This window comes from Serratia sp. GW822-FHT06D09 (assembly GCF_058799515.1).
In genome coordinates this window covers 114847-139851 of sequence record NZ_JBXALO010000008.1, presented here as the reverse complement: position 1 = coordinate 139851, position 25005 = coordinate 114847, and the positions used below count along the sequence as shown (strand labels likewise).

The following is a 25005-nucleotide window of genomic DNA, read 5'->3' as shown; positions in this document are numbered from 1 at the left end:
GGTTTCAATTGTCCACTGTCATCTTAGTGGGCTTTCCAGGGCAGCAGTAAATTGACGAAAATAATGAGGTAGTGACCGATGAAGAGTGTTTTGGTTGTTGACGACCATCCTGTCACACGTTTTGCCATTAAAGTTTTGTTGGAAAAAGAAGGCCTCAGGGTAATTAGTGAAACGGGTGATGGTTTTGAGGCGCTATCATTAATTGAAAAACACAAGCCGGATCTGGTTATCGTTGATATCGACATTCACTCTATCAGCGGCATTGAACTGGTTCAGCGTTTGCGCAAACGCCAGTTCAGTGGGGCTATTCTGGTGCTTTCGGGGAAAGACGAACCTTACTATATTAAAAACTGTGTGGGCGCTGGGGCGGATGGTTTTATCAGCAAGGCGAATAACCTATGCGATCTGCATAGTGCTGTGGCGGCAATTAGCGCCGGCTATGGCTATTTTCCTTTAAAACAAGCAAGGCAACAGATTTTGCAGCCCGGAGAAGATAAACAAAAGAATGCAATTGCTTCGCTTTCGGCAAAGGAGTTACAGGTATTACGTTATTTGGCAAAAGGCATGCGATTGGTCGATATTGGTTTGCAGATGAACATAAGTGATAAAACGGTAGGGACCTATAAAAGAAGAGTCATGGCCAAGCTGGACCTAAATAGTATGATGGAAACTTATGAGTTTTGCATAAAAAATAATTTGGACTAATGATTTGAGCGAAAAATGCACAAAGCCAACGCGGGGGAAAGTGTAATGGATGATGACAAGTTGTCGTTATCTGCACATGTGGATATCAACCGGCTTTTTCAGGTTGCTGGCAACGACATTTCTTTTATTAAAACGTTACTTTATAAAGCTAATGAAGAAAATATAAAGGAAATTTCCCTGGCCCAAACCTTGGCAAAGCAGGGTGATCGGGTTGGGGTTGCCAAAACGGTCCATCGATTAAAAGGCTCTGCGCAAACCATTTGTGCGAAAGAGATCGCAGCAGCCTGCCTGGCATTCGAGAATCGACGGTTGGAGGATATGCACCCTGATAAAATCTATAGTGGTTTGAAAATAATAGAGTTAATGATATTTTCTCTGAATGATTGTTTAATCCATCTGCGCTAGTTTAAGCACGGTGATGAGGTAATAATAGAGCATTTAAATGCTCACTCCCGGTTATGTCATCTTTACCTTACGAGAGTTACGGGCATTACTCTCACAATAACCGTCAATAGCGTTACGGTGCCGAGCTGAATTCTCATTTTTATCCACTATCTCCAGCGCAATAATGCCCTGACAGGATGAGAAAAATGTCACCAGGAGGGTTTTATGACACGCGATAGCATTGTTCAGGCGCGAATTGACACCAACTTAAAGCAACGCGCAGAAGCGGTCTTCAAAGAGATGGGCATGACCGTTTCTGAAGGTATTCGAATGTTCCTTAATCGTATAGTCAAGGAAGGGGCGATGCCGGAAGAACTGCTCAATGGCAGTAGCACTAACCGTGAACAACTTTGCTACCAGGCCTATAATGATATTCTGTCCCAGCTGGAATATCCTGAAATTCAGCGTAACTATTCTCAATATAAATCAGAAAAGCTAGGGGATATGCTGAATGTCGAGAAGCACCGTTAAGTTAATCATTTCTCTATAATGAAATAGAATATTTTCTCACTCGCTCAGCGGTTTCGACCGCTGAGACATATCGCCGACTTTATACAGGAAACCTTCTTGCTGGCTACTTTTAGGAAACGGCAATCAAAACACCCAGAATGACGAACAGCACAAACCAAAACCACTTAGAGGTTTTTTCAGGCTTCCATTCTTCGCCATACTCAACCCGATAATCCTGCTTACGCTGCTTGTCACCCATTTCATTCCCTGAACATCAAGATCCATAAATATCCGGCTTGCATTTTAAGATAAATCTTAACGACGTTGAATTTAAAATGTATTTTTAGGTAAAAATCCTAACGATAAGTGTGGGGGAGTCGTAAAAGAACCGTTACGCAGAGCGGTCAATGAGATTGTTGCTGCGGTTTTTCTGAGGGGTATTGCGATGAGGAATTTACTGATTAATACGCTCAGGGTTGCCATAAATGATAAAAGCCCTGACCGTTGCAGCCAGGGCTTTTAAGGTACTATTGACTTCTGATTTAACATTAATGAACTTACTATTATTTACTGCTAAAGTTCTACACTAAATGTACAGGTTAATCACAGATAATATTGGGTTAACTCAAACCTCCCCTATATTTACCAGTTCACAATTACCGCCTACCAAAATAATCAAAGGTATGGCATCTCAACTCGTACATCTCCCCTCGCGATATCTATTCTTTGATGCATAGCCTCACTTCTATTGCGATCTGTTTTCACTGTCTTACTCATTGATCGCAAACAAAAAACAGTTCTAACATGGCCTTACATCATCGCGTTTTGGTACACACCCTGCGATTGTCGGTACTTACAACGTGGCCTTAAAGCTTCATCGAGCAAGACTGTAACTTTTCTCAGCATCGATGACCCATACTAAAAAACTTCGTGGCCTTTATCGCAAAATAACTTAATAACAACTTACTAAACACTTTTACTATTAACAGCTGCTATCATTACGCTGCTGTTGATTACCAATCTACGGATTTATAAAATGGTGTCAATACTGTTTTTAATGACATGTCTTTATTAACAGTACTTATTAAAAAACATGAACGCTTATTTTAAGTAGTTAAAGCCTATTTTTATCGCCCTCCATTCGCTCAGCGGATTTATTGCAACGAAATTGTTTTTCTGAGCGAAGGTGGGCGCGATGCAATGGGCTGTTTTCGCCCTGTCAGGGCCTGGTAACGAATCGCGCCAGCCGTTGGTGCAACTGGCTGTTCTCTTTACGTAACTGCTCAATCTCTTCGAGCAACGTCAGGGTGACGGCAATACCTGGCCAGTCCAGCGCCAGTTCATGGTGCAATTGCTGAGCTCGATGGAAAGTGATCAAGGCGCGATCGTCAAAGATCCACTCTTCCGTTGCCGGGTTGCGCGGCTCTATCACGCCCAGCCCGACAATCTCCGTTAGCTCTTCTTCTGTCACACCGGTATGCAGACAAAACTCGGTAATGGTGAAGGTTACTTTTAGGTTAGCCATTTTGCTTACTCCACTCTTTGCGCGGATCAAAGCTCGCCTGAGATTCCGCCAGCTGTTGCCACAGTGCAGCACTCTTTTCGTCCGGCTTCGGCGGCATCACAACCTTGATCACGGCATACAAATCGCCGGTTTCTTTTTTACTGACCAAGCCTTTCCCTTTAACGCGCAGACGTTGTCCGGTTTGGCTACCGGCAGGGATGGTCAACAAAATACTGTCTTTGAGAGTAGGGACTGGCACCTTGGCACCGAGCGCAGCTTCCCAAGGAGCAATCGGCAACACAATTTCCAGGTCGTGGCCTACGACGTCGAACATGGGGTGTGGCGCAATGCGGATGATAAGGTAGAGATCGCCATTCGCACCGCCGTCTATCCCCGGGCCGCCCTGGCCCTTCAGGCGAATGCGTTCGCCGTCGCCTACGCCGGCAGGGATCTTCACATTAAGGGTTTTGGGGATTTCCTGCTCCACCATGCCAAAGGCGTTATAGACCGGCAGGCTATAGCGGATGGTGCGGGCTTGCTCGGCCAGCGTTTCTTCCAGGAAGACGGCCACTTCCATTTCAATATCTTGCCCGCGCATGGCTCGGCTTTGGCGCTGACGCTGGCCGCGCGCATGTTCGCCGAACATGGAGGAAAAGATGTCGGAAAAGTCTTCGGCATTATTTGCATTTGCATGAGCGTGCTGGGTTTGGCGGCCGAAGTTAGGGTCATTACGATGTTGACGCAGTTGATCATATTCAGCACGGCGCTCGTCGTCTTTCAGCACCTCGTAGGCTTCGGCCACTTCTTTAAACTGTGCCTCGGCATTTTTTTCTGTGCTGACATCAGGATGATACTTTCGCGCCAACCGACGATAGGCGGTTTTTATCGCCTTGATGTCATCTGATGGTTTGACCCCTAAAATGGTATAATAGTCCTTGAATTCCATAGCGTTATCATCTCATTTCAATCTTTCGTCAGGGGGGAGTAGTTGAACCTGCTTTGCGTGAAACCTTACTAATATTAGGGCACTTGGCCGCCGATGTATCGGGGTAATTGTCGGCTGTGCAGTAGAAAAGCGGAGCCGAGTGGCCCCGCCTGAAATCACGAGCGCTTCAGTTGGCGAGCAACCTGGAACAGGCCAAAAGAGCTGAACAGCATTTCGATGCCGACAATGGTGGTGACCAGTACGACGGAAGTCATAGGATCGGCGCTGAACAGCATCCAGGCAATGATCAGATCCAAAATACCAATCACGTACTGCAGCCAACTGCCGCTGATATCACGTAATTTGTAGCCAGCAATCAGTCGTACGATGCCGCCCAGAGCGAAGAGTACGGCAAGATAGATCGCCATGGCGAAAATGCCTACCGCCGGGGTGGTGATAAACACGTAGCCGATAATAAGGTAAGCGACCCCTAGCAGAATACCGCCGATCATCGGCCAGGTATTTTGTACCCGGTTAGCTATCATGCCGAAAATCAGACCGAATCCGCTCAACAGCAAGAAAATGCCCATGACCATACTCAGCGCGGCGCCAGAAGCGAAGGGGCTGAAAAGGCAAAAAATACCGCCTAACAGCAGCAATATAGAGATGATTAACAGCGGGGTACGTTGTTTCTTTAAACTTTGTTCATCGATAATCAGCGAATGGCGTGGACCCATATTTAACATGACGTATCTCCTTAAACTGTTTGGATATCCTATCTCGTATTGTCTTTTTAATTATAATACCTGTCGCCAAGTGCGGGAGGATAATTGTGCGTAATCGTTGTTTTCAATCGAATAAGTCAGCCATTCTGTGCGAAATCTTCGACAACGAAGTCGATCAATGCCCTGACGGCGGGCAGCAGGCCCTGGCGCGAAGGATAAATAGCGACAATTTTGCGCGGCTCCAGCTGCCAGTCATTCAGCACGGTTGTCAGGGTGCCATCGTGAATTTCCTGACGTGCCAGCTTTAGCGGCAAACAACCCGTAGCCCTGCCGCAAAGAATCGCCTCTTTGAGTAGTCTGATGTCGTCACACACCAGGCAGGACTCATTGCTTATCTTGACTTCCCGGCCTTCTTTGTTGAACGTCCATGCGGATTGAAAATGAGAAGATAGCCAGCCAACGGTGGGGAGTTGATGCAGATCTGACGGTTCTTGCACCTGGTTGGGGTGGATCCTGCCGGCAGGATTCAGCATAAAAGAAGAGGAAATGTCGGCAATTTTCCGCATAATCAGATTGCTGTTTTTGGATTCTTTGCCCATCAGTTGAAATGAGATGTCGTACCCCTCTGCAATAATATCCACGTCACGATTGAATATTTTTACCTGAAGTACCACCTCAGGGTAAGCCTGCATAAATTTCGCCAGGGTTTTTGACAGACCGAGATCCATAAGAATCGTGGGGCAGGTAATCCTGATTTTACCGGTGGGTTGGTCACTTTTGTTATTAATCAGGCTTTCTGCTTTTTCTGCCGCAGCGATCATTTGCACGCAATATTGATAATATTCCTTACCGATTTCCGTGATCATTATATTTCGGGTTGAACGTTGTATCAGTCTGACATTAAGGCGTTGTTCAAGTGCGGATATTTTTCTGGACAGTGTGGACTTGGGGATACCAAATTTCTTACTTGCAGCAAGGAAGCCTCCGCATTCAATAACCTTGGCAAACATAAACATTTCATTGAAATCTATCATAAAGACCATTTTCCCATTGATGAAACACTCATTTCCAATAATTGGCCTGTTTGCCGATTTGATTCATTGCTAGGTTAAATATGAGGCTTTCATTCATAAGTGCATGCTATATCGATGAAAAGCCTTGGACAATCGGAACTGTCATATTCCAGTCGCCTAAATTTAATGACTCGCTTTAGCCTGCTGAGTTCAGGAAAAGCAGCTCTTTGACCGCTAACGTTTCAGGATGAACAAGTGAGGATCTATGAGTGCCCCAGCAAACTTTAATAACCAGCGCCCGGTAATCAACCCGGCCGATGCCGTAATGCTGCTGATCGACCACCAAAGCGGCTTATTTCAAACCATCGGCGATATGCCGATGCCCGACCTGCGCCGCCATGCGACCGCTCTGGCCAAAATTGCCACGCTGGCCAACATGCCGGTGATTACCACGGCTTCGGTGCCACAGGGGCCAAATGGGCCACTGATCCCGGAAATCCATGCGAACGCACCGCATGCGCAATACGTGGCACGCACCGGCCAGATTAATGCCTGGGATAATGCCGACTTCGTGCAGGCGGTGAAGGCCACCGGGAAAAAACAGCTGATTATTGCTGGCACCATTACCAGCGTCTGTATGGCTTTCCCGGCTATTAGCGCAATTGCCGACGGTTATCAGGTGTTCGTCGTGGTCGATGCGTCCGGTACCTACTCAAAAATGGCTCAGGAAATTACCCTGGCGCGGGTAGTTCAGGCCGGTGCTGTCCCTATGGATACCGGGGCTGTGGCGTCAGAGATTCAACAAACCTGGAATCGTGAGGATGCGGCACAGTGGGCCGAGATCTACACCTTGATCTTCCCGTCATATCAATTGCTTATCGAGAGCTATAACAAGGCGCAAGACGTCATCACGCATCACGAAACCTTAGACTCGGAGAAATAAACCGCTGTGCGCCTCCATGGTCAGCCTAATGCCATGGGGGCCATTGCGTCGATACTTCGGGCTGGGTATTAGGCCCGCGCATGTATGCAGCAGGGATGTAAACATCATGTCATTCCTCACCACCGAGGTGTGCCATTCAGGTGATCAGGGTTCAAAAGAGCCGCATCGGAGAATTGCCGAAGGTTTTTCGTGGCATACGTGCCAGAATATAAAAAACCATGCTGCACTGCTGACCGAGACAATAGATACCTGATATGGACCGTTCCCGCTTATTGAAGTTTCTGCTGCCCTACCTGTGGCCCAAAGAGAACCCCCGGCTGCGTTATTACCTGGTGATTGCCTTTGTTTTTATGGTGGTCTCCAAGGTCAGTATCACGCTGGTGCCGCTGGCTTATAAAGCCATGGTCGATGCCTTGAGCGGTGAAACCGCCAAAATGCTGGCCATTCCCATCGGTTTGATCCTGGCTTATGGCGTGGCGCGTGTTGGGGGGGCGTTATTTGAAGAATTACGCAACGTGATGTTCGTGCACGTTAGCCAGAATGCGACCCGGCTACTGGGGCTACGCGTCTTCAGACAACTGCACGCGTTGAGCCTGCGTTTTCACCTGGAGCGGCAGACCGGCGGGCTGTCGCTGTCTATCGAACGCGGCACTCAGGCGGTGGCGACGGTGCTTTCGCGGTTGCTGTTCTCCATTTTCCCCATTCTGTTCGAAATCACCTTGGTTTCGGTGATCATGTGGCATCTGTTAAACGGCTGGTTTGCGCTGGCGATTGTGGTGACGGTTGGCTGCTATATTCTGTTCACCGTGATGGCCGTCAGTTGGCGAACTCGCTTCAGACGTGAGCTCAACCGAGCCAACGCTGATACCAACAGCAAATCACTCGACAGCCTGCTGAATTACGAGACGGTCAAATACTTCGGTAACGAGGACTTTGAGGCCGATCGGTTCAACATGTCGCGTCGCCTGTATGAATACGCCGCCATCAAAAACCAGTTCAGTTTTACCGCCATCAACCTCGGACAAACCGCCATTATTTCCATCGGACTGATCGTGATGATGGCGATGGCGGCGCAGGGCATTGTGCAGGGGCGGATGACGGTCGGCGACTTTGTATTGGTGAATGCCTATCTGCTGCAGCTCTATCAGCCGCTGAATTTCTTCGGGTTCATTTATGCTGAAGTCAGACAGGCGCTGATCGACATGGAGAACATGTTCGATCTGCTGCAGGAAGAGCAGGAAATTGTCGACAGGCCGGATGCGTCGGCGCTGCAATTGCGCGCAGGGGAGGTGCGTTTTGACTCGGTCAGCTTTGGCTATGATGAGCGTCGGCCGATCCTGAAAAACGTCAGTTTCACCATCCCGGCCGGCAACACGGTGGCGATCGTCGGTGCTTCGGGGGCCGGCAAATCCACGCTATCCCGATTGTTGTTTCGTTTTTATGACGTCAGCGGCGGCGCTGTCTCGATTGACGGCCAGGATATCCGCAGCCTGAAGCAGGCTAGCCTGCGTGCGGCAATCGGCATCGTGCCGCAGGACACCGTGTTGTTCAACGATACGTTGGGCTACAACATTGGTTACGGTAAAACCGGTTCGAGTCAGGAAGAGATCGAGCGCGCGGCTAGGTTGGCGCATATTCACGAGTTTATCGTCAGCCTGCCTGACGGGTATGAAACTCGAGTGGGCGAACGCGGGCTCAAGCTGTCGGGTGGGGAAAAGCAGCGGGTGGCGATTGCGCGCACCATCCTGAAAAATCCGGCGATCCTGGTGTTCGACGAGGCGACCAGTGCGCTGGATACCCAGACCGAACGCGAAATCCAGGCGCATCTGCGTGAAGTGAGCCGCGACCATACCACGTTGGTGATTGCGCACCGGCTGTCGACGGTGGTGGATGCCGACGAAATCATCGTGCTGAAGGCCGGTGAGATTGTTGAGCGAGGGCGGCATGACGCCTTGCTGGCTGCCAACGGCCGCTATGCTGCAATGTGGCAAAACCAATATAGCGAAGAACAGCAGCCCTGAAAGTGCGTCCCCCAGTCGATGCTCAGTCTGGGGGACGGCGCGCTAAAGATCACCGGTCAGGTATTGTGCCACGCCGTTGCCGAAGCTCCAGTCTCCCTTGCTGTTGGTGGTGATGGACACCATCAAATCACTGCCTTCAATCCCACAACTTTCTTTCAGCTCACGGCTAAGCTCGGCATAAAACTTCTGTTTTTGTTCTTCGGGGCGCGGGCTGGTAATCACTCGAACCACTACCAGCTTGCGGGTGCGCGTCAGGTTAAGGCCGGTATCTTCAATCACCATATGCTTAGCCTTATTTTCATGAACAATCTGGTAGCGGTCTCGCACGGGAACCTCAAAGGCGCTGAGGACGGCTCGGTGGGCGGCGTCGAGCAGCGTTTGCAGTTGGGCGTCGCTGCGACCTTCGATGACGTCAAAGATGAGTAATGGCATTTTAATAATCCTGTCAGTGGGTTAATAGTTATTGATGCGCGCAGGGCAGCGTTTTGACATCGCCTTTGAGGATCCATCTTAGCCAAGTGCTGGCGCGGGAAGAAGCGCTATACTTGAACTCATTGTTTATATAAATGAACAGTCGACGATGAAAAATCCAAAAATAGAAACCTTGTGGACCCATTTGCACTGGCTTACCGTATTGGCTGAGCAGGGGAGTTTTACCCGTGCGGCAGAGCGGCTGGACGTCAGCAAAGCGGCCATGAGCCAAAAAATCAAAGAGATTGAAATGCTGGCAGGGGTGCCGTTGGTGCAGCGCACCACTCGCAGCGTCAGGCTGACCGATGCCGGGCTGAGGCTGGTCGAGGAACTGCGCCAGCCTTTCGCACAAATCAAACAGAGCTTTTCCGGCATTTGCGATTCTGCCGGGCCGCTGCGCGGTTCGGTGCGGGTCACGGCGCCGGTGGCGTTTGCCCGCCAGCAACTGGTGCCGCGTATTACCGGTTTTCTACGCGAAAATCCTGAGGTGCGGGTGCAGCTTGAGGTTTCGGATCGGCTGGTGTCGTTGGCCACCGAGGGTTTTGATTTGGCGATCCGCCACAGCGACAGCTTGCCTGACACCCACGTCGCCTGGCGGTTGTGCTCAACCGAAACGGTGGCCGTGGCGTCGGCCGACTACCTGAAACGGCACGGCATGCCGACGTCACCGACGGAGCTGCAACGGCACCAGTGCCTTTACTATCCCCGCGGTACCGAAGCGCCGGAGTGGAGCTTCGCCGCGAAACAGGGGCTGCCGGGCCAAGCTGAAAAGACCCGCGTGCCGGTCAGCGGTCCTTTTGCCACCAACAACAGTGAGTCGATACGTGATGCGGCGGCAGAAGGGCTGGGTATTGCCTTGCTGCCGGACTTCAGTGCGCAGCAGGCATTGGCGGACGGCCGATTGATTGAGGTACTGCCGGCCTGGCGCCCTATAGGTGCTTTTGCCGACAGTCTTTATGTAGTGCGCCCCTATGCGCCGCAGGTATCGCGAGCAGTGACGGAGTTCAGCCGTTATTTGCGCAGCGCCTTTGCCGAAGGGTTTTTCATCCGCTGAGTGCCTGGCGGCTTCAGGAGCCGCCAGGAGAAGGTGCTAGCCGCGTCCGTGGACCAGAGAGCCTGCGCCAATCTCAGCAATGGTTTTTGCTCCGGTGAGCGTCATGGCGACGCGCATCTCTTTATCCAACAGCTCCAGCAGGTTAGCGACACCGGCCTGCCCGGCGGCGGCCAGTGCGTAAACGAAGGCTCGCCCCAGCAGTACGCTGTCGGCCCCCAGAGCGATCATTCGTACTACGTCCAATCCACTGCGGATGCCGGAGTCGGCCAGCAGCGTAATGTCGCCTTTTACCGCATCGGCGATCGCCGGCATGGCGCGTGCGGTTGAGAGTACACCGTCCAACTGACGGCCGCCGTGGTTGGATACGATGATGCCGTCGGCGCCGAATCGCACTGCATCTTTGGCGTCCTCGGGATCCAGAATCCCTTTAATGATCATCGGCCCCTCCCAGAATTCACGGATCCACTCCAGATCTTTCCATGAGATGGAAGGATCGAAGTTGGCCCCCAGCCAACCAATATAGTCTTCGAGACTGGTCGGTTTACCGCGATAGGCAGACACATTGCCCAGATCGTGAGGTTTGCCGAGCAGACCAACGTCCCAGGCCCACTGCGGGTGAGTAACGGCCTGCAGCACGCGGCGCAGGGAAGCGTTAGGGCCGCTCATACCGGAATGGGCGTCGCGATAGCGCGCGCCGGGGACCGGCATATCAACGGTGAACACCAGCGTTTTCACCCCGGCCGCTTTGGCACGCTCGAGCGCATTGCGCATAAAGCCACGGTCTTTCAGCACGTACAGTTGGAACCACATGGGCCGATCGATGGCCGGCGCGACTTCCTCTATCGGGCATACCGAAACCGTAGACAACGTAAAGGGAATGTCTTTCTGCGCAGCAGCCCGGGCCGCTTGTACCTCGCCACGACGGGCATACATGCCGGTTAACCCGACCGGGCCCAGTATTACCGGCATCGCCAGCTTTTCGCCGAACAGGTGGGTTTCCAGACTGAGGTCCGACATATTGCGCAGCACGCGCTGGCGTAGGGCGATATCGGCCAGATCTTCGGTATTACGCTTGAGCGTATGCTCCGCGTAGGCCCCGCCGTCAATATAGTGGAACAGAAAGGGCGGAAGCTTGGCTTGCGCGGCGGCCCGATAGTCGGTTGAGGCGGAGATGATCATGTTTTTACCTTCTTTCGATAACGTACTTTGGATCAGAGAGCCAGGATCTGGGCCATGACGGCGGCGATCCCTCCGTACGCCAGCATCGGCAGCACGGTCTTTCTGATGATTTTTCCTTCGGCGTTGCCGATCCCGAGGATCGAACAGACGGCGATAATATTGTTCAGGCACACCATATTGCCCATGGCGCCCCCGACGGATTGCAGCGCCAGCGTCAGATTGACGTTGAGTCCGCTGCTCAGGGCGATCGACTGTTGAATGCCGCCGAACGTCAGGTTGGAAACGGTATTAGAGCCAGAGAAGAAAGACCCCAGCGCCCCCAGGAAAGAAGAGAACAGCAGCCAGCTTTCCCCCGTCAGTGCCGCAAGCGCTTTGCCAATGAGGATCACCGGCGCGTCGTTTTCTCCCTGCATCATCAGGTTGACCATCACCAGGGCCCCCAACAGGGCGATAAAGGGCTTGGCTATCCGTTGACCGGTTTCGCTAAACATCTGTTTGACCTGGTGACGGTTCAGCCGAAACAGCGGAATACACAGCACCACCACCAGCAGAAAAGGGATCAGCGCGGGCACGTACAGCGTTTTGTAGCTGGCAGCGGCCTGCGTGCCGAGCACCTGTTGCAGCTCGATAATCAGGGCGTCGCTGACGCGCAGCTCACCCAACCAGCCGAGGCTCCCTTGCCACAGCGGTGCCGTACTGTTAAGCAGCGCTTTGATGCCTAATTGGTGGATGCGGGTCACTATCAGGATAGCAATCAGCAGCAGGGTCGGCGTCATGGCTTTGAGCACCTGGATAAAGGGCACCGGCTGGCCGGGTTCCTGGTTTTTATCAACCCGTACCAGGCCGATGCCGGCGCGGGCCAGCAACACCGACACCGCCAGGCCAATGGCGCCGCCGACCAGCGCCGGAAACTCATAATTCACCTGCGCCAGCAGCAGATAGGGAAGGGTACAGCTCAGGACGCTAAGCAAAATAAAAGGCAGATTGCGGCGAATGTCCCGCCAGGAAACGATAAAACGCAACGCCAGCAGCGGGATCGCAAACCCGGCGACAAAGTGGATCAGCGCGGTCTGGCGGCCAATCTCCAGCAGACTGGCGTCCGACAGGCCCAGATTGGCAAAGCCAAACCAGGTAGGGGTGCCCACGGCGCCGAAGGAAACGGGTACCGAGTTCATCACCAGCGTCAGCAGGGCGACCCGCAGTGGGTTAAAGCCCAACCCCACCAGAATCGGGGCCGCGATAGCCGCCGGCGTGCCGAAGCCGCTGGCACCTTCTATCATGAACGCGAATGCCCAACCAATGATCATCAACTGGGCCACGGGATTGGGGCTGATATTCTCCAACCAGCGGCGTACCACGTTTTCCGCCCCGCTGATCTGCATCAATTTGTTCAGCAAAATCGCACCGGCGATGATGGTGATAGGGGTCAAAACCGCCACCAATGCAGTGACGATATTGGCATGCAACAGCAGGGGGGCGCTGTCGAACCACAGTAGCTGCACGGTATACACGACGGCAGCCGTCAGCGGCAGAGCGAGGTAAGAGGGAACGCCATTCCTTTTGGTCATCATCCAAATCAGCAGGACGATGGGCGCAACGCTGAAAAAAAGGGACATAAGATCCTCTTCGGTTATTATTTTTATTTTCACGGAGATGTAGCTAAATAGTTAATTGCCGCAACATTTTTATTCTAATCACAACATTGGTGGCGGTGCTATACGGCAATTTTTTAACATCGAAGTGCTTAGGCGTGATGATTACGAAATGAGATTATTGGTATATGAAAGGTGAGGTTATATTTATATAAAAATCAATGAATTGAATTTTGACTTAAGATGTGGGTGGGACTGGATCACATTAATTAGGCGTTAATTGACCATAGATTATCCCCAAAAATGACGTAATCCCCCGTCGGCATCTTACTGCTGGTGGGAATAATATTGTGACCGGCCTCAAAAATATTGGCTGATATTTTGATAGCCCGCGATGATATGTTCGATCAACAACCGGGTCTTTAAGGGTAAATTGCGGGTATACGGGTAAACCGCGTAAACGCCTAATATCTTGCCACAGTGCCCGGACAAGACTTCTACCAGTGTTCCTGCCTGCAAATCCTCAAATACCATGCAGCGTGGCACCATGGCAATGCCATAACCGCCGATCGCCGCCTTGCGGATGGCCCGCGCGTTATTGGCCGACAAATTGCCTTTAACCTGTAGCTCATAAATTTCGCCGCCGCCCGGTGGCTTCATCAGCCAGTTGTCGGTACCACTTTCCTGATAGGTGTAGGTCAGGCAATTATGCTTGAGCAGATCGTCGGCCGAATGGGGTTCGGCATGCTGTTGCAGATAACCGGGCGAGCAGACTATTACCCATCGGGAGTCAAGAATGTGGCGTGCGATAAGGCTTGAGTCCGGCAGGGTGCCGGTGCGGATCGCCAAATCTATCCCTTCGTTGACCAGATCGGCAAAGCGATTTTCCAGCCGCATCTCTACCTTCAGGTTCGGGTGCCGCGCACAAAATTCGGCCACGCTCTCACTGAGCAGCAGCTCGCCAGAAATCGTCGGTACCGACATGCGGATGACGCCAGTCAACTCGTCGCTGTTTTCACTGACGACATTCAAAGCATCTTGAATTTTGGCGCTGATCTCTTTGGCCTGGCGATACAGACTGCGGCCATTTTCCGTCAGCGTCAGGCTGCGCGTGGTGCGGTAAAGCAGGCGCGCGCCGAGGGATTTCTCCAGACGTCCGATACGCTTGCTGACCACCGAGCTGGTGATGCCGGCCGTTTCTGCGGCTTTGCTGAAAGAACCGCAGTCAACAATTAAGGCGAACAGGATCAGATCGTTGGCATATTCATGTGTAGGCAGCATCAGTCTTGGTTTTCCTTGTCCCAGATCTCCAGCCAGTGTAAATCCTCTCGGGCAGGAATCAATCGTCGACGACAATATGAGAATTGTTATTGATATCACTTTTTGGCCGCTTACAATGCCTGCCATCTCAATATTTCAGGGTAAGGGTTTTTCATGGAGTTGCTACGGGTGGTTTACCGCCAATATCGCTGGCCGTTTGTGGCGGTAATGGCGTTAACCATGGCCAGCGCGGCATTGGGTATCGGCATCATTGCCTTTATCAACCTGCGGCTGATGACGGCGGCGGGCGATCCGCTGGCGGTATTGCCGGAGTTTCTCGGGTTACTGGCATTGCTGATGGCTGTGACGCTGGGTTCGCAGTTGGCGCTGACCGCCTTGGGCCACCACTTCGTGTTTCGGCTCCGCGGTCAACTGGTGAAGCGGATCATGGATACCCATATTGAGCGGATCGAGCAGCTTGGCAGTGCGGCATTGCTGGCGAGCCTGGCCAGCGATATTCGCAACATTACCCTGGCTTTTGTGCGTTTGCCCGAACTGGTTCAGGGGGGGATATTGACGTTGGGGTCGGCAGCTTATTTGGGCTGGCTGTCGCCGCAGATGCTGGCGGTGACGGCCATTTGGGTCGCGGTGACGGTGTTTGGCAGCGGCTGTCTGGTATCGCGGGTCTATCGTCACCTGACCAACGTGCGTGAATCTGAAGAGCGACTCTATCAGCACTATCAGTCAGCCATTGACGGCCGCAAAGAGCTGGCATTGAACCGCGATCGTGCCAAAGCGCTTTACCGCCAGGCCTACCAGCCGGATGCCGAAGAGTATCGCCATCATATTATTCGTGCCGATACCTTCCACCTCAGCGCGGTGAACTGGTCGAATATCATGATGCTGGGCGCGATAGGCCTGGTGTTCTATATGGCCAACAGCCTGGGCTGGGCCGATACCGCCGTGGCGGCGACCTATTCACTGACGCTGCTGTTCCTGCGCACGCCGTTGCTGCAGGCGGTGGGGGCATTCCCTACGCTTGTCAGCGCAGAAGTGGCTTTTAACAAGGTCAAATCCTTACGGCTCGCCGACTATCAAGAGGAATTTCCGGCGGGAACGACCAAGGCCTGGCAAACATTGGAGCTGCGTGAGGTGATGTTCCATTATGGCGCGACGGAAGAAAAGGCCGGATTCGCCGTGGGCCCGCTGAATTTGACGCTGCGCCGCGGCGAATTGGTGTTCCTGATTGGCGGCAATGGCAGCGGAAAATCGACGCTGGCCATGCTGCTGACCGGACTGTATCAGCCGGTCAGCGGGCAGATACTGCTGGACGGCATTGCGCAGAATCCGGCGGACATGCATGACTATCGCCGGTTGTTTTCCGCCATTTTCACCGACTTTCACCCGTTCCAGCTTTTGCAGGGGCCTGAGGGCGGGCAGCCGGATGCTGAGCTGGTGGAAAGCTGGCTTCATCGCCTGAACATGAAAAACAAGCTGGAGTTTGACGGTCTTCGGGTGACCAACCCTCAGTTATCCCAGGGGCAACGCAAGCGTCTGGCGCTGTTGCTGGCGGTGGCCGAAGAGCGGGATATTCTGCTATTGGACGAATGGGCGGCGGATCAGGATCCGCAATTCAGACGCATCTTTTATCGTGAGCTGCTGCCGCAGCTGCGCGCGCTGGGTAAAACGGTGTTTGCCATTAGCCATGACGATCACTATTTCGAGCATGCGGACCGCCTGTTGCAAATGCGCGATGGGCACCTTAGCGAATTGACCGGCAGCGATCGTGAACTTGCCAGTAAAGACTCGGTTTCTCATCTTGACTGATTGATATCACTCGGGCGGCGGTCGCTGCCCGGACCATCCTTTCCCTTCAACTCCCTTTCAATAACCCATTTAACCCTGTGTTAATCATGGTCTTGGTCGATCGTGCGATTAATTTGGTTTTTTAATAGTTTTTTATTTCAATAAAGCTCGCATTACCCATTGTTTTGTCCTTGTCATCAGTATCATAAAAAACGGCCAGAGGTTCCGTGCGGGACGCATTCTTGTGTGCCGAGAACCGCGCCCCTCGGGCGTTCTCCCTTCATTTACGTGGATCCCTCTAAGTGGGTAGCATGTATTTTTATAATTACCATAGGAACAAACCACTTTATTGATCGTTTAAATAGATCAATAATCGATTATCAATTAGTTTAATCTATTGGATGGAGTAGCTGTGATAGGCAAGGATGACGCGGATATTAAACGTAAAACTTGGTTGTGCGTATTTATCGGCTGCGGGGTGTTTTGGTTGGCCGTCGCCGCCGTGATTTATTGGCTGTTTATTTAGGAAGTAGGGTGATGGAAAAAAAACGCGTAAAGCGCACAGGGGGCGACCGGGATGAAAGTCCGGCCAAAATCCCCCCGTCATGGCAGTTGACGAGCGAGCAACGGGATTTTATCAACGACCTCTGGCAGGACGACGCCGGGGAATCCGGGCCGGAACACCCCACTCCCCCTGAGGTTAACGAATAACCTGATTGCGCCCGGCCAACATGCCAAACAGCATTTGCAACAGTGTCAGGCACAGCAGAACCATCAGTGGCAATCGCCAACCCTGAGTCAGATCGTGTAACAAACCGAACAGCGTGGGTCCCAGCGCCGCCAACAGATAGCCGACCGATTGCGCCATGCCCGACAGCTGCGTGGCCTGATGATGATGGCTGCTGCGCAGGCCAAAGAAGGACAGCGCCAGCACCAAAGAACTCCCCGCCCCCAGTCCGGCAAAAATCAACCACACCAAAGAGTAACCCGGCAGCAGCAGCAGACCGGCGACGCCGATAAAAATCAGCAGAGAACTGCATAGCGCGATGGCGCGCTGATCGCGGGCGCGCGGCAGAATAAACACCATGACAAAGTTGGCGACGATCGCCACCACCTGATAGATAAACAGCTCAAAACCGGCCTGTTGCGGCGACGTGCCGTGGCTGGCGGCGAAGGTGCTGAACCAACCGATAATGGTGTAGAAGGTGATGGATTGCAGACCCATAAACAGCGCCACCTGCCAACCAAGAGCACTGCCCCAGGGGGAACGTGACGGGGCGGGTTGAGCCGGTGTTGCGTTACCGGCCGTCGGGATTGAAGAGCGACGCAGTTGCGGCAGCCAGACAATCAGCGCCAACAGCGCCGGCAGGCTCCAGCACAGCAGGGAAAAACGCCAGCCTCGATCGTGCAATGTCGCCAGCGGTACCGCCAGGCCGGAGGCTGTGGCTGCCACCAGCGACATCACCGCTGCATAGGCAGCAATCATGGCGGCGGCGCGCCCTGGAAAGTCACGCTTTACCAGCGTGGGCAACACCACGTTGGCAAACGCGATGGCGGCGCCGATCAAAATACTGCCCAACCACAACATGCCGGTTTGCGGCATTGAACGCAGCACAATACCAATTACCAGCAGCAGCAACGCCATGCCCAGCGTACGCTCAATGCCGATGCGCTTCGCCAGACCGGGCGTGACCGGCGACAGCACGGCAAACAGGATCAGCGGCAGTGAATTAAGCAGGCCGGCCGAAGTGGCGGAAAGCATCAACTGCTGCTGGATCTGTTCCAGCAGCGGCCCCACGCTGGTCAGCGCGGCACGCAAGTTGGCAGCGACCAGCATAATGCCGGCAACCAGTAACAAGGGGTGACGTAAACGGCTGCGTTTTGTCGCAGCAGGCGTTGGGGTTACAGCGGATTGGGGCATCAGTTCCTCGCACCAGGGCATGCAGTCAATCAATTCTGCACGGCATGATGCGTTGATTGACGTTAACGCTTACGTACCGGCAGGGGCCGATATCTGCGCGCAAGTGTAGGGAAGAACCCGTGGCCTGACAAGGGGCCGATTCAGCAGTGCGCAAGCCTTTCCCCTGCCGCAAGCGGCACGCAGAATACGCATAATTACGATTATGTGATCCCGATCACCCAGCGAACTAAAAGTCGGCCAACCTGGCCGTTGCGCGGACGCTTTCGTTCTGCGCATTGCGGCAGGCTTCTCACCCCGGCTACCGCGCTCGCCCTGACATTTCATTTTGCCTTTCGCTGCGGCCATTAATTTTCACTTCATTTCGATTCGAAAGGTTTTTAGCCACTTTTTCTGCTAAAACAGCGCTGTAACCGCGATCACAATTTCATTGCTTTCGCTTTGCTGTAATGCCTGCGCAGTAGAGCGAAAGCCATCTTCTCCCCGGCCTGGCCGGAAACCTGAGGACCGCAGCTCATGCCAGTGAATACCGCAAAGCGCCGTGAACACATTATCGATCTGTTATGCGAACACGGCAGCGTTCGTGTGGAGCAGCTCAGCAAACAGTTTGCAGTATCCACGGTGACGATCCGCAACGATCTGCGCTTTCTGGAACGAAAAGGGTGTGCGCTACGGGCCTATGGCGGCGCAATGCTCAATCAGCAATTTGCCTTCGATCGTCCACTGCATGACAAAGGACGGTTGAACCGCGATGTGAAGTCGCAGATCGCAAGCGTAGCGGCAAGCTATGTGCGTGATGGCGACGCGCTGATCCTCGATTCCGGTTCCACCACCACCCAGATAGTGCCGTTCCTGAAAGGACGACGCGATCTGGTGGTGATGACCAATGCGCTGAACATTGCCTATGAGCTTTCCGGTAATGATGGGGTGGAGGTGATGGTGTTGGGCGGCAGCGTGCGCCGTAATTCTTACTCGCTCTACGGTCCGGCTGCCGAGCAGCAATTGCGCCAGTACCGCTTCGACAAACTGTTTTTGGGCGTCGACGGTTTCGATCTGGTTGCCGGTATCACCACGCCTCACCCTGGAGAGGCACACCTCAACCGCGTGATGTGCGAGGTGGCGCGCGAGATTATCGCCGTGGCGGATGCCAGCAAGTTTGGTCGCAAGAGCTTTTGCATGATTCGCGAAGCCGGACAAATTCATCGGCTGATTACCGACAGCCTTCTTCCGGACGATTACGAGCGGGCGTTAACCGAGTTGGGCGTGGAGGTAGTCATCGCCGATCGGTAGTACGGCGCCTGCATGGGGGATTCATGCAGCAGTTGTTACAGCTTGTTGAGCAGCACAAGGCCGGTAAACCGGTCGGGATCTTTTCCGTTTGTTCCGCTCACCCCTGGGTGCTTAAAGCGGCCCTGCGGCAGGCCAAAACGCGCGGCACGCCGGTACTGGTCGAGGCCACCTCGAATCAGGTCAATCAGTTTGGCGGCTACACCGGCCAGACGGCGGAACAGTTCCGCGACGCCCTGTGGCGATTGGCGGACGAGGAAGGGTTGGCACGCGATCGTTTGTGGCTGGGAGGCGATCATCTCGGCCCCAACGCCTGGCAGGATCGGCCGGCAGAAGAAGCAATGCAGTTGGCGGAAACGCTGATCGACGATTATGTTCGCGCCGGTTTTCGCAAAATCCACCTCGATTGTTCCATGTCCTGCGCTGGCGATCCTTTCCCTCTAAATGATGAAACCGTCGCTGCCCGTGCGGCACGTTTGTGCGCCATTGCTGAACGCGCCTGGCAGCAAAGCGGCGGTGAGCCGCCGGTGTATGTGATCGGGACCGAAGTGCCGGTGCCGGGCGGCGCACAGGAGGCGTTGGAAGGTATGCAGGTCACCACGCCACGGGCGGTGCAGCAAACGCTTGAAATCCATCGCCTGGCCTGGCAGCAAGCCGAACTGGTCGATGCCTGGACGCGAACCATTGCGCTGGTGGTGCAGCCGGGCGTTGAGTTTGATCATCACAGCGTGGAGCACTATCAACCGCAACGGGCCCATGAACTGAGCCGCTTTATCGAACGGCAGCCGGGCATGGTGTACGAGGCGCACTCGACGGATTACCAACCGCCGCAGGCCTATCGACAGCTGGTGGGCGATCATTTTGCCATCTTGAAAGTCGGCCCGGCACTGACTTTCGCACTGCGTGAAGCGCTGTTCGCACTGGATCACATTGAACGTGAATGGCTTGGTGAACATCAGTCGGCGCAGCTGTGCGCCACGCTGGAGCAGGTCATGCGCGAACAGCCACAGCAGTGGAGCCGTTACTACCATGGCAACCCTCATCAGCAGTATCTCGACCGCCACTACAGCCTGAGTGACCGGGTACGTTATTACTGGCCGCAACCACAGGTGCAGCAGGCGGTAGATAGCCTGATCGACAACTTGCGCCGCCATCCGGTGCCGTTAGCGCTGTTGAGCCAGTATCTGCCAGATCAGGCCCGCGCGCTGAATGCCGGTGAACTGAGCAACGACCCGCAGGATTGGGTAATGCATAAGGTGACGCAGGTGCTCGACGACTACCATGCCGCCTGTTATCCGGAGGTGCATTGAAATGCCGAATATCTTGATGACTCGTATCGATAACCGACTGGTGCACGGCCAGGTCGGCGTCACCTGGACCAACACCTTGGGCGCCAATCTGGTGGTGGTGGCCAACGATGAAGCGGCAGCGGATCCTGTGCAGCAGAACCTGATGGATATGGTGGTGGCGGAAGGGGTGCAGACGCGCTACTTCACGCTGCAGAAAACCATCGACGTGATCCACAAGGCGGCGGATCGCCAGAAAATCTTTTTGGTGTGCAAAACGCCGCAGGATGTTTTGCGGCTGGTGCAGGGCGGGGTGCCGATCCGCTTCGTGAACGTCGGCAACATGCATTTTGCCGAGGGGAAGCGGCAGGTGCATAAAACGGTCTCGCTGGATGAGCGCGACGTCGCCGCTTTTCGCGAACTGGCGGCGCTTGGCGTTGAATGCGAGGTACGCCGGGTGCCGGATGAAGCGGGTGAGGCGGTCGGCAAGCTGCTGTTCTGAGTTCGGGGGAAATCATGTTAACTGATGCGTTATTGATTGCACTGTTGGCCGGGCTGGCGGGGGTCGATCTGTTTGACGGCCTGACCCACTTTCATCGCCCGGTGGTGCTGGGGCCGCTGGTCGGCCTGATTTTGGGGGATGTGTACACAGGTCTGCTGGTGGGCGGTACGCTGGAATTGGTATGGATGGGCATGGTGCCGCTGGCGGGCGCCCAGCCGCCGAACGTGGTGATTGGCGGGGTGATCGGCACGGCGTTTGCCATCCTGACCAAGGCCGATCCCAAGGTGGCGATCGGCGTGGCCGTGCCGTTTTCTATCGCGGTGCAGGGCTGTATTACGCTGCTGTTTACCCTGTTTTCACCGATGATGCACCGCTGCGATCGGATGGTGAAAGAGCTGAACTGGCGCGGTATCGAACGGGTGAATTATCTCGGCATAAGCATCCTGTTCGCGTTCTATTTTGTCGTGGCTTTTTTGCCGATTTATTTCGGTGCCGATGCGGCCAGCGCCATGGTGCAAAAAGCACCGACCTGGCTGCTGGACGGCCTGGCAGTGGCGGGTGGCATGATGCCGGCGATCGGTTTCTCGCTGTTGATGAAAGTGATGATGAAAAAAACCTACGTGGCTTATTTCATCCTCGGCTTTATTTCCGTCACCTTCCTGAAACTGCCGATCCTGGCGGTGGCGCTGGGGGCACTGGCGATCGCACTGATCGATTTCTTTAACAGCCAACGATCCGGGGCGGACACGCCCAAACCGTCCGTACAACAGGAGGATGCTGAAGATGGCATTTAATGATTCCGACGATCTGCTGGCGCAAAAAGCGGAACAGCGTATGGCGCAGGCCCTGGCGACCAGTCAGGTAGACCAGGACGATTATGTCGACAGCGAGCCGGCAGAGGCGCTGACCCGTGGCGATATCAACCGCATGGCATGGCGTTCCTTACTGCTGCAGGCGTCGTTCAACTACGAACGTATGCAGGCCGGTGGCTGGCTTTATCAGTTAATTCCAGGATTACGCAAGATCCATCGCAATCCGCAGGATCTGGCCAATTCGATGAAGATGCACATGGAGTTTATCAACGTGCACCCGTTCGACGTCACCTTCCTGTCCGGGCTGGTGCTGGCGATGGAACAGAACAAGGAGAAGATTTCTACCATTCGTGCGGTAAAAGTGGCGCTGATGGGGCCGCTGGGCGGCATTGGCGATGCGCTGTTCTGGCTGACGCTGCTGCCGATCTGCGCCGGGATCGGCGCCTCGTTGGCGCTGGAAGGCAGCCTGTTCGGGCCGATCGTCTTCCTGCTGCTGTTTAACGTTTTTCACTTCGGCTTGCGGTTCGGGCTGGCGCATTATGGCTATCAGGCCGGCACCAGCGCCTTGGCGCTGCTGAAAACCCATACCCGGCGAATATCACACGCCGCCTCGATTGTCGGCATGACGGTGATCGGCGCGCTGGTGGCTTCCTATGTCCATCTTTCCACCCCGTTGGTGATGCATGCCGGCAAGGCCAGTGTGGCGTTGCAGACCGACGTGCTGGACAAACTGATGCCCAATCTGTTGCCGCTGTGCTTTACGCTGCTGATTTTCTTCCTGATGAAGCGAGGGTTCTCGCCAGTGAAGCTGATTGGCGTGACGGTGGTGATTGGCGTCGTGGGCAAATTTATCGGTTTATTGTGAGGAAAGGGCGATGCCAGGCATTGTGATTACCGGCCACGGCAGCTTTGCCAGTGGCCTGCTGCAGGCGGTAGAACAGGTGGTGGGGCCGCAGCAAAATTGCGTCGCGGTCAATTTCCCGGAGCAGATGAGCACCGCTCAGTTAAGGGGCGCCCTTAATGCGGCGCTAACCGAAGTGGCGCAGGCGGACGGCGTGGTGTTTCTCACCGATATGCTCGGCGGATCGCCGTTCCGCTGCGCCAGCGAACTGGCGGACCAGCGCGGTGATTGCGAAGTGCTGACCGGGGTAAATATGCAGCTGGCAGCGGAAATGATGCTGGAACGCGATGGGCTAAGCCTGGATGAGTTTCGCGAAGTGGCGTTGGCGTGCGGCAAACGTGGGCTGACCAGCCTGTGGCACGAAAGGCGTCGGGTGAAATGCGAGGACGTTCAGGCCGATGGCATCTGAGTAAAGCCGGGCGCAACCGTACAGGCTGCGCCCGAGCACTTAGCCGGCAACCGGCAATGGGCTGAGTGCCATGCGTGCCGGTTGGCTTTCTTCCGCGCGGCTAAAGCGCCAGCAGCTCTGATGATACTTCGCCACGCTGTTGCGGTGCGCCACGCTAACCAGCGTCACATCCGGCAATTCATCCACCAACAGGCAGTACATCAGTTGCTCGGTTTCGTCGTCCAGCGCGCTGGTGGCTTCGTCGAGGAACAAAATGTCCGGGCGGGTCAGAATCGCACGGGCGAAGGCTAATCTCTGCTGTTCACCTGGAGACAGGCGTTGGCTCCAGTTGGCGCTGGTATCCAGCCAGCGTTGAAGGTGTTTAAGGCGGCAGTTATCCAGGGCTTTCAGCAGCTGTTCATCGCTGTACTCGGCGGCAAGATGCGGATAGCTCAGCGCCTCTCGCAGCGTACCGATCGGAATATAACTGCGTTGCGGCAGAAATAACGTACTGCTGGCGGCGTCGAGCCCAATCGCACCGGAACCATACGGCCAGATACCGGCAATGGCGCGCAACAGGGTTGATTTACCGCAGCCTGATGGGCCAACGATCAGCACCCGATCGCCACGTTTGAGCGTCATTGAGGTCGGCTCCAGTAAGCGTTGGCCATCCGGCAATTGCAGGCTGAGGCGGTCAAGGACCATCGGCTGTTCATTCTCCGGCTGCAATTGAATGCCGCGCTGTTGATGGTGCACCTGATCCACGGCGGCGTTAAAACCGGCCAGACGGTTAACGCAGGCTTTCCAGGTGGCCAGATCGGTAAAGGCATCGATAAACCAGGACAGAGCGCCCTGTACTTGCCCAAAAGCGGAGGCTATCTGCATCATTCCGCCCATTTGGATGGCGCCGGAAAAATAGCGTGGGGCGGCCACCAGTAGCGGAAAGACAATGGCGAATTGGCTGTAGAAATTGGAGGCAATATTGAGCCGCCGGGTGATGCGCATGATTGACCACCAGTTGGCACGGATGGCTTCAAAGCGCCCGCCCAACTGCTGTGCTTCATGCGGCTCGCCGTGATACAGCGCGATGGCATCATTATTTTCGCGGATGCGGATCAGCCCAAAACGAAAGTTCGCTTCATAGCGCTCCTGATTAAAACCCAGTTGTACCAAGGGTTTGCCGACCCACCAAATCAGCAGTGATCCCAGTCCGGCGTACAGCAGAGCGAACCACACCATATAGCCGGGTAGGGTAATAGCGTGCTGGCTGATGACAAAGGTAATAGGGCCACTGACATGCCACAGGATGGCGATAAAAGAAAACAGCGTCACCAGGCTGGACAGTAACCCCAACGAAAGCGACAGCGTGTATTGGGTCAGCACGTTGAGATCCTCGGCGATACGCTGGTCCGGGTTATCGACGATTTGCTGCTGTTCGGTATGGTAATACGCCTGATGCGCCAGCCATTTACCCATGAATTTTTCGGTCATCCAGCGCCGCCAGTGCATCTGCAGGCCCTGTGTCAGGTAAATTTTAAACACCGCCAATACGATGAAAATCAGCGCCAGATAGGTAAAGCGCCACAGCTGCGCCTTGAATACCGGGTAATTTTTATTTTGCAGCGCGTCGTAAAACACTTGGTTCCACTGGTTGATCAGCACGCTGATGTACACCAACCCCAGTGACAAGGCGATGATGGCGATCAGCATCGCCCAGGCCCGCAGTTTCTCTTCCGAGACCCAGAAGGGTTTAATCAGTTGCCAGACGGCGTGTTTGGGTGTGGGGATAGCGTTCATGGACTCTCGCAGGTTTAATCTT

26 protein-coding genes are annotated in these 25005 nt (G+C 54.2%); 15 read left to right on the top strand and 11 right to left on the bottom strand.

What is annotated here, in order from left to right:
• The first annotated feature begins 78 nt into the window (after positions 1–78).
• The 3 genes from AC1RKG_RS18950 to AC1RKG_RS18940 all read left to right on the top strand — a co-directional run bounded on the left by AC1RKG_RS18950 (position 79) and on the right by AC1RKG_RS18940 (position 1620).
• Entirely contained in the window at positions 79–705 is a 627-nt protein-coding gene (locus AC1RKG_RS18950; protein WP_128865154.1) for a response regulator, read from the top strand.
• Positions 706–750: 45 nt separating this feature from the next.
• The gene (locus AC1RKG_RS18945; protein ID WP_162302911.1) at positions 751–1110 is read left to right on the top strand and encodes an Hpt domain-containing protein; all 360 of its coding nucleotides are present in this window, start codon (positions 751–753) and stop codon (positions 1108–1110) included.
• 204 nt (positions 1111–1314) lie between these two features.
• Complete coding sequence (locus AC1RKG_RS18940; protein ID WP_122080120.1) at positions 1315–1620, top strand: type II toxin-antitoxin system RelB/DinJ family antitoxin; 306 nt, start codon at positions 1315–1317, stop codon at positions 1618–1620.
• A gap of 109 nt (positions 1621–1729) precedes the next feature.
• On the opposite strand, the gene AC1RKG_RS18935 is transcribed toward AC1RKG_RS18940, so the two are convergent.
• The 5 genes from AC1RKG_RS18935 to AC1RKG_RS18915 all read right to left on the bottom strand — a co-directional run bounded on the left by AC1RKG_RS18935 (position 1730) and on the right by AC1RKG_RS18915 (position 5787).
• Positions 1730–1858: a hypothetical protein gene (locus AC1RKG_RS18935; RefSeq protein WP_493183582.1), complete on the bottom strand. Its 129-nt coding sequence runs from the start codon at positions 1856–1858 to the stop codon at positions 1730–1732.
• 960 nt (positions 1859–2818) lie between these two features.
• Positions 2819–3124, bottom strand: a complete 306-nt coding sequence (gene cbpM, locus AC1RKG_RS18930; protein ID WP_020828439.1) for a chaperone modulator CbpM — start codon at positions 3122–3124, stop codon at positions 2819–2821.
• Positions 3117–4049 carry a curved DNA-binding protein gene (gene cbpA, locus AC1RKG_RS18925; protein WP_493183581.1) on the bottom strand — a complete coding sequence of 311 codons (933 nt, stop codon included), beginning with the start codon at positions 4047–4049 and terminating at the stop codon, positions 3117–3119. Before cbpA ends, cbpM begins: the two co-directional genes overlap by 8 nt.
• A gap of 155 nt (positions 4050–4204) precedes the next feature.
• A complete protein-coding gene (locus AC1RKG_RS18920) occupies positions 4205–4774 on the bottom strand; it encodes an HdeD family acid-resistance protein (RefSeq protein WP_493183580.1) in 570 nt (189 codons plus the stop codon).
• 116 nt (positions 4775–4890) lie between these two features.
• Positions 4891–5787, bottom strand: coding sequence for a LysR substrate-binding domain-containing protein (locus tag AC1RKG_RS18915; RefSeq protein WP_493183579.1), 897 nt, complete (start codon positions 5785–5787; stop codon positions 4891–4893).
• Between the two features lie 244 nt (positions 5788–6031).
• Between AC1RKG_RS18915 and AC1RKG_RS18910 the strand changes: the two genes are divergently transcribed.
• Together AC1RKG_RS18910 and AC1RKG_RS18905 are read left to right on the top strand one after the other, a co-directional pair.
• Positions 6032–6709, top strand: a complete 678-nt coding sequence (locus AC1RKG_RS18910) for a hydrolase (RefSeq protein WP_020828435.1) — start codon at positions 6032–6034, stop codon at positions 6707–6709.
• A gap of 254 nt (positions 6710–6963) precedes the next feature.
• On the top strand, positions 6964–8730 hold the full coding sequence (locus AC1RKG_RS18905) for an ABCB family ABC transporter ATP-binding protein/permease (RefSeq protein WP_493183578.1): 1767 nt from the start codon (positions 6964–6966) through the stop codon (positions 8728–8730).
• 42 nt (positions 8731–8772) lie between these two features.
• Here AC1RKG_RS18905 and AC1RKG_RS18900 read toward each other — a convergent pair whose 3' ends face one another.
• Positions 8773–9162 (bottom strand): tautomerase family protein, encoded by a 390-nt coding sequence (locus AC1RKG_RS18900; protein ID WP_128865150.1) that lies wholly within the window; start codon positions 9160–9162, stop codon positions 8773–8775.
• 148 nt (positions 9163–9310) lie between these two features.
• Here AC1RKG_RS18900 and AC1RKG_RS18895 point away from each other — a divergent pair, with 148 nt between their 5' ends.
• On the top strand, positions 9311–10255 hold the full coding sequence (locus AC1RKG_RS18895) for a LysR family transcriptional regulator (protein WP_130016950.1): 945 nt from the start codon (positions 9311–9313) through the stop codon (positions 10253–10255).
• Positions 10256–10291: 36 nt separating this feature from the next.
• On the opposite strand, the gene lldD is transcribed toward AC1RKG_RS18895, so the two are convergent.
• The 3 genes from lldD to AC1RKG_RS18880 all read right to left on the bottom strand — a co-directional run bounded on the left by lldD (position 10292) and on the right by AC1RKG_RS18880 (position 14307).
• Positions 10292–11434, bottom strand: a complete 1143-nt coding sequence (lldD, locus tag AC1RKG_RS18890; protein WP_493183577.1) for an FMN-dependent L-lactate dehydrogenase LldD — start codon at positions 11432–11434, stop codon at positions 10292–10294.
• A gap of 32 nt (positions 11435–11466) precedes the next feature.
• A complete protein-coding gene (locus tag AC1RKG_RS18885; protein ID WP_122080114.1) occupies positions 11467–13050 on the bottom strand; it encodes an L-lactate permease in 1584 nt (527 codons plus the stop codon).
• A 336-nt stretch (positions 13051–13386) separates the two neighbouring features.
• A complete protein-coding gene (locus tag AC1RKG_RS18880) occupies positions 13387–14307 on the bottom strand; it encodes a LysR family transcriptional regulator (protein ID WP_201896043.1) in 921 nt (306 codons plus the stop codon).
• A 153-nt stretch (positions 14308–14460) separates the two neighbouring features.
• Here AC1RKG_RS18880 and AC1RKG_RS18875 point away from each other — a divergent pair, with 153 nt between their 5' ends.
• From AC1RKG_RS18875 to AC1RKG_RS18865, 3 genes are all read left to right on the top strand, one after another.
• Positions 14461–16113, top strand: coding sequence for a multidrug ABC transporter permease/ATP-binding protein (locus tag AC1RKG_RS18875; RefSeq protein WP_493183576.1), 1653 nt, complete (start codon positions 14461–14463; stop codon positions 16111–16113).
• Between the two features lie 391 nt (positions 16114–16504).
• Positions 16505–16618 carry a YmiA family putative membrane protein gene (locus tag AC1RKG_RS18870; RefSeq protein WP_122080111.1) on the top strand — a complete coding sequence of 38 codons (114 nt, stop codon included), beginning with the start codon at positions 16505–16507 and terminating at the stop codon, positions 16616–16618.
• A gap of 11 nt (positions 16619–16629) precedes the next feature.
• A complete protein-coding gene (locus AC1RKG_RS18865; protein WP_187961860.1) occupies positions 16630–16803 on the top strand; it encodes a YciX family protein in 174 nt (57 codons plus the stop codon).
• On the opposite strand, the gene AC1RKG_RS18860 is transcribed toward AC1RKG_RS18865, so the two are convergent.
• On the bottom strand, positions 16793–18013 hold the full coding sequence (locus AC1RKG_RS18860; RefSeq protein WP_493183575.1) for a CynX/NimT family MFS transporter: 1221 nt from the start codon (positions 18011–18013) through the stop codon (positions 16793–16795). The two genes, AC1RKG_RS18865 and AC1RKG_RS18860, sit on opposite strands and share 11 nt — an antisense overlap.
• A 513-nt stretch (positions 18014–18526) precedes the next feature.
• Here AC1RKG_RS18860 and agaR point away from each other — a divergent pair.
• From agaR to agaF, 6 genes are read left to right on the top strand one after another with little or no spacing between them, the layout of a single operon-like run.
• Complete coding sequence (gene agaR, locus AC1RKG_RS18855) at positions 18527–19300, top strand: transcriptional repressor AgaR (RefSeq protein ID WP_012146552.1); 774 nt, start codon at positions 18527–18529, stop codon at positions 19298–19300.
• Between the two features lie 23 nt (positions 19301–19323).
• Positions 19324–20607, top strand: coding sequence for a D-tagatose-bisphosphate aldolase, class II, non-catalytic subunit (locus tag AC1RKG_RS18850; protein WP_130016953.1), 1284 nt, complete (start codon positions 19324–19326; stop codon positions 20605–20607).
• Position 20608: 1 nt separating this feature from the next.
• Positions 20609–21085, top strand: coding sequence for a PTS N-acetylgalactosamine transporter subunit IIB (agaV, locus tag AC1RKG_RS18845; RefSeq protein ID WP_116691835.1), 477 nt, complete (start codon positions 20609–20611; stop codon positions 21083–21085).
• A gap of 14 nt (positions 21086–21099) precedes the next feature.
• Positions 21100–21879 carry a PTS N-acetylgalactosamine transporter subunit IIC gene (gene agaW / locus AC1RKG_RS18840; RefSeq protein ID WP_020828422.1) on the top strand — a complete coding sequence of 260 codons (780 nt, stop codon included), beginning with the start codon at positions 21100–21102 and terminating at the stop codon, positions 21877–21879.
• Positions 21869–22762 carry a PTS system mannose/fructose/sorbose family transporter subunit IID gene (locus AC1RKG_RS18835; protein ID WP_046372743.1) on the top strand — a complete coding sequence of 298 codons (894 nt, stop codon included), beginning with the start codon at positions 21869–21871 and terminating at the stop codon, positions 22760–22762. Before agaW ends, AC1RKG_RS18835 begins: the two co-directional genes overlap by 11 nt.
• A gap of 10 nt (positions 22763–22772) precedes the next feature.
• Positions 22773–23207, top strand: coding sequence for a PTS galactosamine/N-acetylgalactosamine transporter subunit IIA (agaF, locus tag AC1RKG_RS18830; RefSeq protein ID WP_129941029.1), 435 nt, complete (start codon positions 22773–22775; stop codon positions 23205–23207).
• 39 nt (positions 23208–23246) lie between these two features.
• On the opposite strand, the gene AC1RKG_RS18825 is transcribed toward agaF, so the two are convergent.
• Positions 23247–24983, bottom strand: a complete 1737-nt coding sequence (locus AC1RKG_RS18825; RefSeq protein WP_201896044.1) for an ABC transporter ATP-binding protein/permease — start codon at positions 24981–24983, stop codon at positions 23247–23249.
• Positions 24984–25005: the final 22 nt, after the last annotated feature.

Coding starts and splice junctions, on each gene's coding strand:
- AC1RKG_RS18950 (WP_128865154.1), top strand. CDS start 79: ATGAAGAGTGTTTTGGTTGTTGACGACCATCCTGTCACACGTTTTGCC.
- AC1RKG_RS18885 (WP_122080114.1), bottom strand. CDS start 13,050: ATGTCCCTTTTTTTCAGCGTTGCGCCCATCGTCCTGCTGATTTGGATG.
- AC1RKG_RS18900 (WP_128865150.1), bottom strand. CDS start 9,162: ATGCCATTACTCATCTTTGACGTCATCGAAGGTCGCAGCGACGCCCAA.
- AC1RKG_RS18825 (WP_201896044.1), bottom strand. CDS start 24,983: ATGAACGCTATCCCCACACCCAAACACGCCGTCTGGCAACTGATTAAA.
- agaW (WP_020828422.1), top strand. CDS start 21,100: ATGTTAACTGATGCGTTATTGATTGCACTGTTGGCCGGGCTGGCGGGG.
- AC1RKG_RS18935 (WP_493183582.1), bottom strand. CDS start 1,858: ATGGGTGACAAGCAGCGTAAGCAGGATTATCGGGTTGAGTATGGCGAA.
- AC1RKG_RS18850 (WP_130016953.1), top strand. CDS start 19,324: ATGCAGCAGTTGTTACAGCTTGTTGAGCAGCACAAGGCCGGTAAACCG.
- AC1RKG_RS18945 (WP_162302911.1), top strand. CDS start 751: ATGGATGATGACAAGTTGTCGTTATCTGCACATGTGGATATCAACCGG.
- AC1RKG_RS18910 (WP_020828435.1), top strand. CDS start 6,032: ATGAGTGCCCCAGCAAACTTTAATAACCAGCGCCCGGTAATCAACCCG.
- AC1RKG_RS18865 (WP_187961860.1), top strand. CDS start 16,630: ATGGAAAAAAAACGCGTAAAGCGCACAGGGGGCGACCGGGATGAAAGT.
- AC1RKG_RS18940 (WP_122080120.1), top strand. CDS start 1,315: ATGACACGCGATAGCATTGTTCAGGCGCGAATTGACACCAACTTAAAG.
- AC1RKG_RS18875 (WP_493183576.1), top strand. CDS start 14,461: ATGGAGTTGCTACGGGTGGTTTACCGCCAATATCGCTGGCCGTTTGTG.
- AC1RKG_RS18835 (WP_046372743.1), top strand. CDS start 21,869: ATGGCATTTAATGATTCCGACGATCTGCTGGCGCAAAAAGCGGAACAG.
- AC1RKG_RS18920 (WP_493183580.1), bottom strand. CDS start 4,774: ATGTTAAATATGGGTCCACGCCATTCGCTGATTATCGATGAACAAAGT.
- cbpM (WP_020828439.1), bottom strand. CDS start 3,124: ATGGCTAACCTAAAAGTAACCTTCACCATTACCGAGTTTTGTCTGCAT.
- AC1RKG_RS18915 (WP_493183579.1), bottom strand. CDS start 5,787: ATGATAGATTTCAATGAAATGTTTATGTTTGCCAAGGTTATTGAATGC.
- lldD (WP_493183577.1), bottom strand. CDS start 11,434: ATGATCATCTCCGCCTCAACCGACTATCGGGCCGCCGCGCAAGCCAAG.
- AC1RKG_RS18905 (WP_493183578.1), top strand. CDS start 6,964: ATGGACCGTTCCCGCTTATTGAAGTTTCTGCTGCCCTACCTGTGGCCC.
- agaV (WP_116691835.1), top strand. CDS start 20,609: ATGCCGAATATCTTGATGACTCGTATCGATAACCGACTGGTGCACGGC.
- agaR (WP_012146552.1), top strand. CDS start 18,527: ATGCCAGTGAATACCGCAAAGCGCCGTGAACACATTATCGATCTGTTA.
- AC1RKG_RS18880 (WP_201896043.1), bottom strand. CDS start 14,307: ATGCTGCCTACACATGAATATGCCAACGATCTGATCCTGTTCGCCTTA.
- AC1RKG_RS18860 (WP_493183575.1), bottom strand. CDS start 18,013: ATGCCCCAATCCGCTGTAACCCCAACGCCTGCTGCGACAAAACGCAGC.
- AC1RKG_RS18895 (WP_130016950.1), top strand. CDS start 9,311: ATGAAAAATCCAAAAATAGAAACCTTGTGGACCCATTTGCACTGGCTT.
- agaF (WP_129941029.1), top strand. CDS start 22,773: ATGCCAGGCATTGTGATTACCGGCCACGGCAGCTTTGCCAGTGGCCTG.
- cbpA (WP_493183581.1), bottom strand. CDS start 4,049: ATGGAATTCAAGGACTATTATACCATTTTAGGGGTCAAACCATCAGAT.